16 protein-coding genes are annotated in these 13,710 nt (G+C 69.8%); 8 read left to right on the forward strand and 8 right to left on the reverse strand.

The features are described 5' to 3' along the window. Positions 1–463: 463 nt before the first annotated feature. Complete coding sequence (dnaB, locus tag JK359_RS15015) at positions 464–1,942, forward strand: replicative DNA helicase (RefSeq protein WP_201835777.1); 1,479 nt, start codon at positions 464–466, stop codon at positions 1,940–1,942. Between the two features lie 72 nt (positions 1,943–2,014). Further along, positions 2,015–3,397 carry a serine hydrolase domain-containing protein gene (locus JK359_RS15020; RefSeq protein WP_201835779.1) on the forward strand — a complete coding sequence of 461 codons (1,383 nt, stop codon included), beginning with the start codon at positions 2,015–2,017 and terminating at the stop codon, positions 3,395–3,397. 111 nt (positions 3,398–3,508) lie between these two features. Here JK359_RS15020 and JK359_RS15025 read toward each other — a convergent pair whose 3' ends face one another. Both JK359_RS15025 and JK359_RS15030 read right to left on the reverse strand, forming a co-directional pair. Continuing rightward, positions 3,509–3,961 carry a GNAT family N-acetyltransferase gene (locus JK359_RS15025; protein ID WP_201835781.1) on the reverse strand — a complete coding sequence of 151 codons (453 nt, stop codon included), beginning with the start codon at positions 3,959–3,961 and terminating at the stop codon, positions 3,509–3,511. 9 nt (positions 3,962–3,970) lie between these two features. Continuing rightward, on the reverse strand, positions 3,971–4,429 hold the full coding sequence (locus JK359_RS15030; RefSeq protein ID WP_201835783.1) for a MarR family winged helix-turn-helix transcriptional regulator: 459 nt from the start codon (positions 4,427–4,429) through the stop codon (positions 3,971–3,973). A gap of 146 nt (positions 4,430–4,575) precedes the next feature. Between JK359_RS15030 and JK359_RS15035 the strand changes: the two genes are divergently transcribed. Together JK359_RS15035 and JK359_RS15040 are read left to right on the forward strand one after the other, a co-directional pair. Then, positions 4,576–5,784 (forward strand): MFS transporter, encoded by a 1,209-nt coding sequence (locus JK359_RS15035; protein WP_201835785.1) that lies wholly within the window; start codon positions 4,576–4,578, stop codon positions 5,782–5,784. 113 nt (positions 5,785–5,897) lie between these two features. After that, the gene (locus tag JK359_RS15040; RefSeq protein ID WP_201835787.1) at positions 5,898–6,317 is read left to right on the forward strand and encodes a GlcG/HbpS family heme-binding protein; all 420 of its coding nucleotides are present in this window, start codon (positions 5,898–5,900) and stop codon (positions 6,315–6,317) included. A gap of 75 nt (positions 6,318–6,392) precedes the next feature. Here the strand turns inward: JK359_RS15040 and JK359_RS15045 are convergent, their stop codons facing one another. Beyond that, positions 6,393–7,259, reverse strand: coding sequence for a GNAT family N-acetyltransferase (locus JK359_RS15045; RefSeq protein ID WP_201835789.1), 867 nt, complete (start codon positions 7,257–7,259; stop codon positions 6,393–6,395). Positions 7,260–7,409: 150 nt separating this feature from the next. Here JK359_RS15045 and JK359_RS15050 point away from each other — a divergent pair, with 150 nt between their 5' ends. Beyond that, positions 7,410–8,042 (forward strand): HAD family hydrolase, encoded by a 633-nt coding sequence (locus JK359_RS15050; RefSeq protein ID WP_201835791.1) that lies wholly within the window; start codon positions 7,410–7,412, stop codon positions 8,040–8,042. Between the two features lie 58 nt (positions 8,043–8,100). Here the strand turns inward: JK359_RS15050 and JK359_RS15055 are convergent, their stop codons facing one another. The 5 genes from JK359_RS15055 to JK359_RS15075 all read right to left on the reverse strand — a co-directional run bounded on the left by JK359_RS15055 (position 8,101) and on the right by JK359_RS15075 (position 11,793). Beyond that, positions 8,101–8,583: an NUDIX domain-containing protein gene (locus tag JK359_RS15055; protein ID WP_201835793.1), complete on the reverse strand. Its 483-nt coding sequence runs from the start codon at positions 8,581–8,583 to the stop codon at positions 8,101–8,103. A gap of 87 nt (positions 8,584–8,670) precedes the next feature. Further along, positions 8,671–9,576, reverse strand: a complete 906-nt coding sequence (locus tag JK359_RS15060) for a LysR family transcriptional regulator (RefSeq protein WP_201835795.1) — start codon at positions 9,574–9,576, stop codon at positions 8,671–8,673. A 195-nt stretch (positions 9,577–9,771) separates the two neighbouring features. Next, complete coding sequence (locus JK359_RS15065) at positions 9,772–10,920, reverse strand: cystathionine gamma-lyase (protein WP_201835797.1); 1,149 nt, start codon at positions 10,918–10,920, stop codon at positions 9,772–9,774. Further along, on the reverse strand, positions 10,917–11,408 hold the full coding sequence (locus JK359_RS15070; protein ID WP_201835799.1) for a low molecular weight protein-tyrosine-phosphatase: 492 nt from the start codon (positions 11,406–11,408) through the stop codon (positions 10,917–10,919). Before JK359_RS15070 ends, JK359_RS15065 begins: the two co-directional genes overlap by 4 nt. Positions 11,409–11,415: 7 nt before the next feature. After that, positions 11,416–11,793, reverse strand: a complete 378-nt coding sequence (locus tag JK359_RS15075; protein ID WP_201835801.1) for a phage holin family protein — start codon at positions 11,791–11,793, stop codon at positions 11,416–11,418. Positions 11,794–11,873: 80 nt separating this feature from the next. Here JK359_RS15075 and JK359_RS15080 point away from each other — a divergent pair, with 80 nt between their 5' ends. From JK359_RS15080 to JK359_RS15090, 3 genes are all read left to right on the forward strand, one after another. Then, positions 11,874–12,191, forward strand: a complete 318-nt coding sequence (locus JK359_RS15080) for a cupin domain-containing protein (protein WP_201835803.1) — start codon at positions 11,874–11,876, stop codon at positions 12,189–12,191. A 135-nt stretch (positions 12,192–12,326) separates the two neighbouring features. After that, positions 12,327–12,539, forward strand: coding sequence for a DUF5326 family protein (locus tag JK359_RS15085; RefSeq protein ID WP_201835805.1), 213 nt, complete (start codon positions 12,327–12,329; stop codon positions 12,537–12,539). A gap of 200 nt (positions 12,540–12,739) precedes the next feature. Further along, entirely contained in the window at positions 12,740–13,630 is an 891-nt protein-coding gene (locus JK359_RS15090) for an IclR family transcriptional regulator (RefSeq protein ID WP_236677846.1), read from the forward strand. Positions 13,631–13,710: the final 80 nt, after the last annotated feature.

Here is a 13,710-nt window from a genome sequence, read left to right on the forward strand (position 1 = left end):
CACAGGTAAGAGATGCAAGCGGCTACTGGTCCTTACCCCCTGACTTCGGTCGTGTCCTTTCGGGCGCCGTTCGAGGCGAACTTGGCCCGAGTGGGGAAGTTTTTCTTCTGCACAGCCGGTGGATGGCAAAGGTGCAGGTCAGGAGCTTCCTGTGGGTGAGATCGAGGGCTTGTTCACAGGGCTGTCCACCGGGTCGTGCACAGGTTTCGCCGAGTTCTCCACAGTATCGGGGTGGTCGTCCACATGGCCTGTGGATAACCAGATTGGCTGACGGTGCCGAGAGGCCTACCGTTGTCCGGCGCCCGCTCCTTTCTCCGGCCCGGGGAACGCTCTCCGTCCGGCCCCGGGAACCGTCACAAATCCGACGCGCCAGAACCGGAGTTGGGCCTCTTATTTGTCAGTGTCGTGCCGTACAAAAGAGGGCACGGCGAGGTCCGCCGTGCGGACGGGAGGAGGTGGCTCGGTGAGCATTTCCGAGCCCTTGGACGATCCGTGGGCCGACGCCGGACCCAGTGATCGTCTGCCCGCCTCCCGTCGGCGCAGCGACGGCGGCCGGGGTCGTGACGAACAGCACGACCGGGGCCGGGACAACAGCGGCTGGGACAGCGGGGGTTCCTCCTTCGAGCGGGTTCCGCCCCAGGACCTGGACGCCGAGCAGTCCGTGCTGGGCGGCATGCTGCTGTCCAAGGACGCCATCGCCGACGTCGTCGAGATCCTCAAGGGCCACGACTTCTACAAGCCCGCGCACGAGACGATCTACCAGGCCATCCTGGACGTCTACGCCAAGGGCGAGCCGGCCGACCCGATCACCATCGCCGCCGAACTCACCAAGCGCGGCGAGATCAACAAGGTCGGTGGCGCCGCGTACCTGCACACCCTCGTCCAGACCGTGCCGACGGCGGCCAACGCCGAGTACTACGCGGAGATCGTCCACGAGCGGGCCGTCCTGCGCCGCCTGGTCGAGGCCGGTACGCGCATCACGCAGATGGGATACGCGGCCGACGGTGACGTGGACGAGATCGTCAACAGTGCCCAGGCCGAGATCTACGCCGTCACCGAGCAGCGCACCAGCGAGGACTACCTCCCGCTCGGCGACATCATGGAAGGCGCGCTCGACGAGATCGAGGCGATCGGCTCGCGCAGCGGCGAGATGACGGGTGTGCCCACCGGGTTCACCGACTTCGACTCGCTGACGAACGGCCTGCACCCCGGGCAGATGATCGTCATCGCGGCCCGTCCCGCCATGGGTAAGTCCACCCTGGCCCTGGACTTCGCGCGGGCTGCCTCCATCAAGAACAACCTTCCGAGCGTGATCTTCTCGCTCGAAATGGGCCGCAACGAGATCGCGATGCGTCTGCTGTCCGCGGAGGCCCGGGTCGCCCTGCACCACATGCGGTCCGGCACCATGACCGACGAGGACTGGACCCGCCTCGCCCGCCGTATGCCGGACGTCTCGGCCGCACCGCTCTACATCGACGACTCCCCGAACCTGTCGATGATGGAGATCCGCGCCAAATGCCGGCGCCTCAAACAGCGCAACGACCTGAAGCTGGTAGTCATCGACTACCTCCAGCTGATGCAGTCCGGCGGCTCCAAGCGCGCCGAGAGCCGTCAGCAGGAGGTCTCGGACATGTCCCGGAACCTCAAGCTGCTCGCCAAGGAGCTGGAGATCCCGGTCATCGCGCTCTCCCAGCTCAACCGTGGCCCCGAACAGCGCACCGACAAGAAGCCGATGGTCTCCGACCTGCGTGAGTCCGGCTCCATCGAGCAGGACGCCGACATGGTCATCCTGCTGCACCGCGAGGACGCGTACGAGAAGGAGTCCCCGCGCGCGGGCGAGGCCGACCTGATCGTCGCCAAGCACCGAAACGGTCCGACGGCCACCATCACGGTCGCCTTCCAGGGCCACTACTCCCGTTTCGTGGACATGGCCCAGACCTGATCCGCCGGGCGTGAGCGCCCTTGCCCGGGAAACGGATTCGACGCCCGCCGACGCAACCGGTGAACTGGCCCTATGACAACTCAGGAAGCGCTGCTCCCCGGGACCCGACGTGCCCTGCTGCACCGGATCGCCGTCGCGCAGGCCGAAGGGCGGGCGCCGTCACTGGTCGCCGCCGTCGTGCGGGACGGACGGGCCGTATGGCACGGGGCGCGGACCTCGGTGGACGGACACGGACCGGACGAGACCGTGCAGTACCGGATCGGATCCCTCACCAAGACCTTCACCGCGGTACTGGTGATGCGGCTGCGGGACGAGGGCCTGCTCGACCTCGGTGATCCGCTGGAGAAGCATCTGCCGGGCACCGGCGCGGGGGAGGCGACGATCGCGGAACTCCTCGCGCACACCGCCGGGTTGGCGGCCGAATCGCCGGCGCCGTGGTGGGAACGGACGCCCGGGTCCCTGCGGCCCGAGCTGAGCGATGTACTCGGGGAGCAGCCCTTGCTGCATCCCGTGGGCCGGCGCCACCACTACTCCAACCCCGGATACACGGTGCTCGGTGCCCTGGTGGAAGAGCTGCGCGGGGCGCCCTGGGAGGAGGTGCTGCGCAACGAGATCCTGGAGCCGCTGGGCCTGCACCGTACGAGCGCCCAGCCACAGGCTCCACACGCCGGCGGCTGGGCCGTGCATCCCTGGGCCGACGCACTGCTGCCCGAGCCGCTCGAGGATCTGGGCAGAATGGCTCCGGCCGGCCAGCTCTGGTCGACCACCGCCGACCTGGCTCGCTTCGCCGCGTTCCTGGCCCGCGGAGACGACCGTGTCCTCAGTGCTGAATCGGTGCGGGAGATGCGTACCCCGGCAGCCCCCGCCGAGGCCGCGGACGTGATGGACGGGGCCACCTACGGACTAGGCCTGCAGATTCAGCGCCGTGACGGCCGGCTGCTCGTCGGGCACTCCGGATCGCTGCCGGGCTTTCTGGCGAATCTCACGCTCAGCGTGGAGGACGACGTGGCCGCGGTGGTGCTCGCCAACTGCACCAGCGGCCCCCTGCTGGGCGCGGTGGGTGCGGACCTCGTCCGGATCGTCGCGGAGGCGGAACCACGGATCCCCGAGCCGTGGCGGCCTCTGCGTGAGGTCGATCCGGCGGTGCTGGAGCTGGCCGGTCAGTGGTACTGGGGCACCCATGCCTTCGGGGTGAGGGCGGCCGCCGACGGCCTCCTCGCCCTGGCGCCGCTGGCCGGGGGAGGCCGCCGGGCTCGCTTCCGCGTAAACGGCGACGGCACCTGGACCGGCCTCGAGGGGTATTACGCCGGCGAGCTGCTGCGGCCCGTGCGGCGTCCCGACGGGTCCCTGAGCCACCTGGACCTCGGTTCGTTCGTGTTCACCCGGCAGCCGTACGACACCGAGGCGCCGGTGCCCGGCGGAGTGGACCCGGAGGGGTGGCGGGGCATCGGCTAGCTCTGGATGCCAGGGGTGTGTTTCACGTGAAACACACCCCTGTTCGGTCCGGCGGCTGTCGAAGTCCCCGGTCGGGATCAGCGGGCGCCTGCCGAAGTCCCCGGATCGGGATCAGAGGCGCAGCTTGAAGCCCTCGTGCGAGGCGGTGAAGCCCAGCCGTTCGTAGAAGCGATGGGCGTCGGTGCGTGACTTGTCGGACGTCAGCTGCACCATCCGGCAGTCCAGGCGTCGGGAGGTGTCGATCGCCCACTCGATCAGCCGGCTGCCCAGTCCACTGCCCCGCTCGTCGGCGTGGATACGCACCGCCTCGATGAGAGCGCGGGTGGCGCCCTGGTGGGAGAGTCCGGGGACGATCGTGAGCTGGAGGGTCCCGATCACCCGGCCTTCGCGCACGGCGACGACGACGTGCTGGTTCGGGTCGGCGGCGAGGCGTTCCAGAGCGGCCAGGTACGGCGTCAGGTCATCGGGGGACTCGCGCTGGGCGCCCAGTAGATCGTCGGCGAGCATTCCGACGATCGCCGGAAGGTCGTCGGCGAACGCGTTCCGTATTTCAAGATCTCCCATAAGTGCACCCTATGCGGGCACGTTCAGGGACTCCACGGCCCGCACCAGGGGGGCCAGCTCGGTGTGCCTGGACGCCTCGTCCAGGGCCTGGCGCAGCGCGGCGTCATTGGTGGGCCGCGCCTCCTCCAGCAGCCGCAGGCCGGCCGGGGTGACGTTGGTGTAGATGCCGCGGCGGTCGGTGGGGCACAGGTAGCGCTCGAGCAGGCCGCGGTCCTCGAGCCGGGTCACCAGACGGGTCGTGGCGCTCTGGCTGAGCACGACCGCGTCGGCGACCTGCTTCATCTGCAGATGCCCGCCCTCACCGTCGTGCTGTCGGCTGAGCACGTCGAGCAGCGAGTACTCGCGCACGCTCAGGTCGTGCTCGGCCTGTAGGGCGCGCTCGATGTGCGCCTCGATCCTCCCGTGCAGCGCAGAGAGGGCGCACCAGCCCTGGGCGAGGGCGGTGAGCGCGGGATCCGTCGCTGTCATTGGCGTTCTCCTCCATCCCGGAGCGGCTGCACCACCAGGGTAGAGCACGGCCGCAATAGTCGGCGCTTGCAAGTATCCCGCGTCTGCAACTATTGTGAACGCACGCAAAGCGCTCCTGCAATCATCTGGGAAAGGTGTACCCCCACATGCCTCTCGCGCTTCTGGCCCTCGCGATCGGGGCCTTCGGAATCGGGACGACCGAGTTCGTGATCATGGGCTTGCTGCCCCAGGTCGCCGGCGACTTCGGGGTGTCGATCCCCACTGCGGGCCTGCTCGTGACGGGCTACGCGCTCGGCGTGGTCATCGGTGCCCCGCTGATGACCGTCCTCGGCACCAAGGTCCCGCGCAAGCGGATGCTGATGCTGCTGATGGTCTTCTTCATCGCCGGCAACCTGCTCTCCGCCGTGGCCCCGGCGTTCGCGGTCATGCTGATCGGACGAGTGATCGCGTCGCTCGCCCACGGTGCCTTCTTCGGCATCGGCTCGGTCGTCGCGGCCGAGCTGGTCGCCCCCGACAAGAAGGCCGGCGCCATCGCCATGATGTTCACCGGCCTCACCGTCGCCAACGTCGTGGGCGTTCCCCTGGGCACGCTCATCGGGCAGAGTGTCGGCTGGCGCGTCACCTTCGGCATCGTCGCCGGCCTCGGTGTCGTCGGCCTCGTCGGCATCGCCAAGCTCGTCCCCGAACTACCCCGGCCGGAGGGCGTGCACCTGCGGCACGAGCTGGCCGCCTTCAAGAACGCGCAGGTCCTGCTCGCGATGGCGATGACCGTCCTCGGCTTCGGCGGGGTGTTCGCGGCCATCACCTACATCGCGCCGATGATGACCCACATCGCCGGCTTCGCCGACGGCTCGGTCACCTGGCTGCTGGTCCTGTTCGGCCTCGGCATGGTCGGCGGCAACCTCGTCGGCGGCAAGTTCGCCGACCGCGCGCTGATGCCGATGCTGTACGTCTCCCTCGGCGCGCTGGCCGTCGTCCTGGCACTCTTCACGCTCACCGCCCACAACAAGATCGCTGCTGCGGTCACCATCGCTCTGATCGGTGCCCTCGGCTTCGCCACCGTGCCGCCGCTCCAGAAGCGCGTCCTCGACCAGGCGCACGGCGCCCCGACGCTCGCATCTGCCGTGAACATCGGCGCCTTCAACCTGGGCAACGCCCTGGCCGCCTGGCTCGGCGGCCTGGTGATCGCGGCCGGCTTCGGCTACACGGCTCCCAACTGGGTCGGCGCCGCCCTCGCCGCTGCCGCCCTGGCCCTCGCCGTTCTCTCGGCCGCGCTGGAGCGCCGCGACGGCGCACACAGCTCCGTGGTGGCCGCCGGGACCCCCGCCGAGCAGCGGACACCAGTCCACCACTGAGCCGGCCGCACCATGGACGGCCCACCTCCCCCACCTCATAGACGTCCGTACCCGGGACGCACTCCCGGTACGGCACAAGCACCCACCACAGCACCATCCAAGGAGACACCTCCATGAGCACCACCGCCGTCGCCCCGCTCACGATCGAGGACGCCGAGCTGCTCATCACCACGGCCCGCCGAGCGGCCGAGGACGCCGGAGTCACCGTCAGCGTCACCGTCCTGGACGCGGGCGGCAACCTGCTCGCCTTCCGCCGGGACGACAGGGCCGTGCTGATCTCCGGAGAGACCAGCACCCGCAAGGCTTACACGGCGCTCCAGCTGAACTCGCCCACCGCCGGCCTCGTCGACGCCGTCCAGCCCGGCGGGCTCTTCCACACGCTGCCCACGGCCCTCGACCGTCCCCTGCTGTTCATCGCGGGCGGGGTTCCGGTCCACCGGGACGGCCGGCTGATCGGCGCCATCGGCGTCGGCGGCGGCGCGCCGGACCAGGACCACGGCTTCGCCACCGCGGCCGTGCAGCAGCTGGCCTGAGGAAGACCGTCGGATCCTCATGACACAGGGCCCCGCCGCTTCCGGCGGCGGGGCCCTGCACGCGCCTTACACGGCTCAGCCCGCGGCGACCGTCAGCGGCGCGAACCGGCGGGTCCAGTCTCCTGGCAGCTCCGTGATGCCGTACGTCATGACGGAGTTGAAGGCCACGGAAGCGAGCCCCCGTGCCTTGGCCCACGTCAGCAGCTCCTCGTGGCGCACATCGATGTCGGTGCGCAGCGGACGGTCCGTATGCGCCGCGAGTGAGGCGATGAGCGCCTTGGCGGTCTCGGTGTCCCGGGCGATCAGCGGGCCGACGACATGGGTGTCCATGTTGGGCCAGGCGGCCGCGTACCCGATGAGCCGACCGTCCTCCTCAGCCACCCGCAGCTGATCGGCGAAGGCCGGCAGCCGGGTGATGAGAGGAGTCCGGTCGGCTCCGAACACTTCCTCGTCGAGCCGCAGGATGGCCGGGAGGTCCTCTGCGGTGGCCGCACGCGTGACCGCCCCGGATTCCGGCCCGCCCGGAGTGAAGCGGCCCGTCAGCATCTCCGCCCGGCCCGTCACCTTGAAGCCCAGCTCCTCGTACAGGGGACGGCCGTAGGGCGTGGCATGAAGGGTCAGCGGAATGGTCCCCATGGACGACACGACATGGCGCATCAGGCGGCGTCCGACGCCCTGGCGGGCGTGGCGCCTGGCCACGAGCACCATGCCGATGGCACCGAGTTCCGGTCGTCCCCATGAGCCGTACTCCGTGACCACGCACGCTGCGACGAGACCACCCTCGGGGTCGTCGATGCCCAAGCCCTTCCCGGCTGCGAGGAGGAGCCCCCACTTGTGTTCCTCGCGTGGCCACCCCCGGTCTTCGGACAGATCGGCGCACGCGGTGAGATCGCGAAGCGTCAGGCGGCGGATGGGCAGAGCGGCGAGGGAAGGAGTTGGCACGCAGGTCAGGCTGTCCGACCGGCACCCCTGGCGTCCACCCGTTTCGATGCAGACGCACGTGCTTTTGGCCATCTCGTAGCCGGCTGCACAGCCACTGGAAAGCTGCCGGGTGTTTCACGTGAAACAACGGCAGCCGACTAGCCTCGGGCCATGCCCAGACTTCATCTCTTCGATCTCGACGGTACTTTGCTGCACGGCACCACCGCGCCGGTCGAGATTTCCCGCCAGTTGGGCCTGGAGGCGGAAGCGGTGGCGCTGGACCGCGCGATCGCGGCAGGGCGGATCGGGCCGCCGGAATACGCGGCGCAGGTGTACGACCTCTGGATGGAGCTGACCGAGGCGCATGTCCGGGCTGCCTTCGAGGCGGCTCCCTGGCTGGCCCGGATCCGGGAGGTCTGGGCGGAGATCAGAAGCACCGGCGACTACTGCGCGGTGGTGTCCCTCTCGCCCTCCTTCTTCGTGGAACTCCTCCTTGACTGGGGCGCTCACGCGGCCCACGGGTCCCGCTTCCCCGCCGTACCGTTCACCGAGCCCGTCGACCCGTCAGGGGTGCTCAGCGCCGCGGCCAAGGTGGCCATCGCCGACCGGCTGTGCGCGGAGTTCGGCGTGGCACGGGCGGACTGCGTGGCCTACGGCGACTCGTCGTCGGACAAGGAACTGTTTGCTGTCGTACCGGTCTCCGTGGCGGTCAACGCCGATGCCCACCTGGCTGGGCTCGCGACCCACTCGTACACGGGCCGGGACCTGTGGGACGCCTATGAACTGGTCGGACGAGCCGGGTAGAGCCGGCCGGATACGGCACGGCGCGGTGGACGAACTGCTCGCCGCCGGCTGACCGTGTTCATCCGAGGTCGGGCGCGTGCATGGCACGTACTCCCTCGATGTTGCCGTCCAGGTAGTGGCGCAGGGACAGCGGGACGAGGTGCACGGAGGCGATGCCGACACGGGTGAACGGGATACGGACGATCTCGTACTCACCGGCCGGCTCCTCCACCTCGGGGCCGTGCCGCAGGGCCGGGTCCATGGATTCCAGCCGGCACACGAAGAAGTGCTGGACCTTTACGCCGGTCGCGCCGCCGTCTTCACCGATGTGTTCGACGGTGTCCACGAAACACGGCACCACATCGGTGATCTTGGCGCCCAGTTCCTCGTAGACCTCACGGTGAAGGGCGTCCACGACGGTCGAGTCACCGGGCTCGACGCCGCCACCGGGGGTGACCCAGTAGGGATCGACGCCGGGCTTGGTGCGCTTGATCAGGATGAGGTCGTCGCCGTCCAGGAGAACGGCGCGGGCGGTGCGCTTGACCACGGGTCGGACGGTCATGGGAGAAATGTGGCCCGGCTGGTTCCACGTGAAACATCGCATGCCACCCTGACACGAACGCAGTGTGTCCACCTCGGCCGAACGGTGTCAGCACCAGGCCGCGGCGGCGCGCAGGAGCCACTCGTGGGCCCGTGCCACGTGAGGCAGCGCGAGGGTGCCGGCGCGCACCACCAGGAAGTACGTGCGCAGCGGCGGGATCGGCGGCTCGTGCAGGGGGATGACCGTTCCGTCGTCGAGGGCCTGCGCGCACAGGTAGCGGGGCAGCACCGCCAGTCCGGCCCCCGCGATCGTGCACGAGAGCACGGCTCGCAGGTCGGGGACGATGACCGTGCCCGAGGCGGCCGGGCGAGAGTCGAAGACGGAGGCCCAGTAGCGCGAGACGAACGGCAACGACTCGTGGACCTCCACGACAGGCAGGTTCTCCAGGGCCGGTGCGCCCTTCAGCCGCAGCGCGTCCACCCCGATCTGCTCCGCCCAGCGCGGGGCGGCGACCAGCACATGCTCCTCGTCGCAGAGTGGAGTGGAGGTGAGCAGCCCCCCGCGAGGGCGGGCCGTGCTGATGACCAGATCGTGGTGTCCGGAGGCCAGCCCTTCGAGGGTTTCCTCCGCCGTTCCGAAAGATGCCCGGAGCGCGCCTCCCTGGCCGTCGTCACCGGTCAGCTCGGTGAGGGCGGGCAGAGCGCGTTCGGCGACGAACTCCGGAGGCCCGGCGAGATGCAGTGCCCGGAGTGAGGAGTCGTCGTCCAGGCCGCTCTCGGCTATCTCCATCAGGGCATCGAGATGGGGTGCGGCCTTGTGGGCCAGTTCGTCGCCGATGGTCGTCGGGGTCACCCCACGGGCCTGCCTAAGGAAGAGGGGCCTGCCGAGCTGGCGCTCCAGTGTGCGGATCTGTGAGGTGACGGCGGGCTGGGAGAGGCCGAGCAACGCGGCGGCTCGGGTGAAGGAGCCGGCCCGGTGCACGGTGACGAAGGTCCGCAGCAGGGCCAGATCCATGACACGCCTCCCCTGTTCTGCCCTCCTCCGGCCCCCGAGGCAGACACCAACTATAAATAAGTCGATAGGTCTCTGTCGCTACTGTGATTGGACACTGACACAGAGTCAACTAGCCTTGGTCGCGCGGTTGTTCGCGCGCGTAACCGCAGACGGTCCGAGCCACGAGGGGGGAGGCTCGGACCGTCGTGCTTCCGGTCAGCCGGCGGACTCGTCCAGCGCGCGCAGCACGTCGGCCACCAGGTCCTCGGGGTCCTCCGCGCCGACGGACATCCGGATGAAGCCCTCGGGGACCGCGTCCCCGCCCCAGCGGCGGCGGCGTTCGGCCGTGGAGCGCACCCCGCCGAAGCTGGTCGCGTCCTCCACCAGGCGCAGCGCCTCGAGGAAACGCTCGGCACGCGCGCGTGTGGGCAGCGTGAAGGAGACGACACAGCCGTAACGGCGCATCTGCTGCGCGGCGACCTTGTGCGAGGGGTCGTCGGACAGGCCCGGGTAGCGCAGGCCGGAGACCTCGGGCCGCTGCCGCAAGGCCTCGGCGACGGCGAGCGCGGAGGCGCTCTGCCGGTCCACGCGGAGCTGGAGCGTGGCGATGGACCGGTGCGCCAGCCAGGCCTCCATGGGCCCGGAGATCGCACCGACGATCTTCCGCCAGCGTCGTACGGCGGCCATCGCCTCGGCGTCCCGGCCGGTGACGTAGCCCAGCAGGACATCGCCGTGCCCGGTGAGCTGTTTGGTGCCACTGGCCACGGAGAAGTCGGCGCCCAGCTCCAGGGGGCGCTGCCCGAGCGGGGTCGCGAGGGTGTTGTCGACGGCCACCAGGGCGCCACGCGCGTGTGCCTCGTCCGCCAGCCGCCGGATGTCGCACACGTCGAGCCCGGGGTTCGACGGGGTCTCGAGCCACAGCAGCCGGGCCCCGTCGAGCATCTCCAGCTGGGCGTCGCCACCGGTCGGTGCGGTGCGCACCTCGATGCCGTACGCCTCCAGCTGGGCGCCGACGAGCGGCAGCACCTGGTAGCCGTCGGACGGCAGCACGACCGCGTCCCCGGCACGCAGCTGTGAGAAGAGCACCGCGGAGATCGCCGCCATGCCGGAGGCGAAGACCAGCGTCTCGACGTCCTCCCGGCCGGGCGCCTCCAGCTCGCCGACGGCACGTTCCAGCAGCGTCCAGGTCGGGTTGTCGTCACGGCCGTACGCGTACGGCCCCGTCACCTCGCCGGGCAGATGGAAGTGCGCCGCGAACACCGGTCCGGGCAGGGTGGGCTCGTGCTTGACCGGCTCGGGAAGTCCCGCCCGCACCGCGCGCGTGCCGTCGCCGGTGCGGCCCTCGTCCTTCGTGGTCTCGCTCATGCGGCACGTCCCTCCAGTTCTTCCCGTACGGCGGCGAGCAGACCGGTGCTCGCCGCCTCCACCATCTCAAGACACTCCTCGAAGTCGTCCCGGCCCCCGTAGTAGGGGTCCGGTACGTCGAGGTCGTCGTCGCCGGCGGGGTCGAAGGAGCGGAGCAGGCGTATCTTGCGCGCGTCCTTCTCGGTGGGCGCGAGGCGGCGCAGGGCCTTGAGGTGGCCTGCGTCGAGCGCGATCACGAGGTCGAGCCGGGCGAACCACGACGGCTCGAACCGGCGCGCGACGTGCTCGCTGTCGTAGCCGTGCTCCCCCAGGACCGAGACGGCGCGCGGGTCGGCGTGCTCGCCCTCGTGCCAGCCGCCGGTGCCGGCGCTGTCGGCCACCACCCGGCCCTCCAGGCCGGCCTCCGCCACGCGCGCGCGGAAGACGGCCTCGGCCATCGGGGAGCGGCAGATGTTGCCGGTGCACACGAAACAGACGCGGTAGGGCATGGCGTGCTCAGTCCTCGTCGGGCAGGACGACGTGCAGCGCCCAGGAGACGACGGACACGATCAGGCCGCCGAGGACAGCCGTCCAGAAGCCCTCCACGTGGAAGCTCAGGTCGAGCTTCCCGCACACCCAGGAGGTAAGGAGCAGCATCAGCGCATTGACGACCAGGGTGATCAGGCCCAGGGTCAGGATGAACAGCGGGAAGGTGAGCACCTGCACGATCGGCTTGACCAGCCAGTTCACCAGGCCGAAGATCAGCGCGACGACGATCAGCGTGCCGGTCTTCTTCGCGGTGCTGTCACCCGTCAGGGTGATCTTGTCGAGCAGCCACACTGCGACCGCGAGGGCGCCCGCGTTGGCGATCGTCTTGACTACGAAATTCTTCATGTGTCTGATCGTGGCAGACCTGAGGGACGGCGAGCAGTGGCAGAGCAACCAGAAGCAGTGAGGCGAGGGCGGCAGCGGCGATGAAGGCATTCCGGCTGGACGAACTGGAGGCGGAGCGCACCGCCAACGAGGGCGCCTACCTGCAGTTCCTGCGCGAGCGGAACATGTCGGTCGGCCTCTACGCCCTCAACGCGGGGGAGCACGACCCGCAGAAGCCGCACAGCCAGGACGAGGTGTACTTCGTCGTCAGCGGCCGGGCGTCGATCACGGTCGGCCAGGAGACGACCCAGGTGGCACGGGGAAGCGTCGTGTACGTGCCGGCCGGGGTCCCGCACAAGTTCCACCACATCAGCGAGGACCTCAGGGTGCTCGTGGTGTTCTCTCCACCTGAGGCGTGACCCCGCGACCCTGGAGTCCCTAGGGGACGGGTCAGGGGAGGACAAGGGCCGCGCGGCCCCCGCCGGCCCCCCGCGCGGCCCTAGCATCGAGTGCAGACAACATCGACAACGCACGAGAACGCAAAGGACGAGGGCATGCGAGAGATCTTCGCGGGGCTGCCGTGGTGGGTGAAGTGGGTCGCGGTGCCGGTCATCGCCCTGGTCGTGTTCGGCGGCCTCATAGCGCATGTGGTCGGGCTCGTGATCAGCCTGCTGTTCAAGGTGCTCGTCTTCGTCGCCCTGGTCGGCGGACTGATCTACGTCGTGCGCAAGTTCACGGGGAACTCCTCGTCACGCAGCGACTGGTGAGGCGTACGGGGGACCGGTGACCGGTGAGGGGACCACCGATTCCCTCGGGCGAGGGAAGTTTCGGCGGGAGCCGTCTGCGCGGAGTGAGGGACGGTTAAAGTCCGGAACTCCCCACGGGATCCGGCCCCGTGGGCGGCGCAGACCCCCCTCCGTGCTCTTCGTCCGCACGGGCTGCCCCCTCGCGCTTCGGGAGTGACCCCTTGGCCTCGGTTGACACCGCACCGGCAGAACCCCACGCACCCCCCACCGCTCCGCGCTCCTGCGCACCACCCGGCCAGCCTCCGGCTCCTCTCGCGGTCGTCCCCGGGCAGACGCGTGCGGAGGACGCCCCGGGCCCACCGGCCACCGCGACACTCATCGGATCCGTCCAGCGCGCCATGCGCCTGCTGGAGGCCGTCGCCGCCCATCCCTACGGCGCTCCCGCCAAACAGCTCGCCCGCGAGACCCGTCTCGCCCTGCCCACGGCGTACCACCTGCTGCGCACCCTCGTGCACGAGGGCTATCTGCAGCGCGAGAAAGGGCTGTTCTTCCTGGGCGACGCGGCGGCGCGGCTCGCCGGCAGCGGAGTGCAGCAGAAACGTCGCAGCATGGTGGCGGACACGCTCGCGCACTGGCGCGATTCCATCGGTGTGCCGATGTACTACGCGGTGTACCGGGACGGGGAGATCGAGGTCATGTGTGTCTCCGACTCCCGCGAGGTGCCCGCCGTCGAGGAGTGGGCCGACTTCCGTGAGACCGGCCACGCGCACGCCATCGGGCAGTGCCTGCTCTCCCAGTTGGACGAGGACGCCCGGCGCGACCACCTGACCCGCTATCCCGTGCAGCCCCTGACGTCGTACACCGTGCGGGACAACGACGCGCTGCTGCGCCGGCTGTCCCGGCTGCGGCGCATGGAACCGGTGGTGGAGCGGCAGGAGTACGCCCTGGGGTCGGTCTGCGCGGCAGTCCCGATCACGGTCGGCACGACCGCGGCCACCATGGCCATCTCCCTCCCCGCTCAGCACGCCGACCGGCTGTTGCCCGCGGCGCACCGGCTGCAGACCGAGATCGGGCGGCATCTGGGCTCGCTCGCGCTCTCTATCAGTATCTGAAAACTTACTCCTTGTGATCTGTCGTGTACGTTCAGCAAGATTTGACCGCGGTTTAGAGGATCAAACCCGGCCAGTCGACG

Source organism: Streptomyces actinomycinicus (genome assembly GCF_016741775.1).
In the GTDB taxonomy this organism is placed as follows: Bacteria; Actinomycetota; Actinomycetes; order Streptomycetales; family Streptomycetaceae; genus Streptomyces; species Streptomyces actinomycinicus.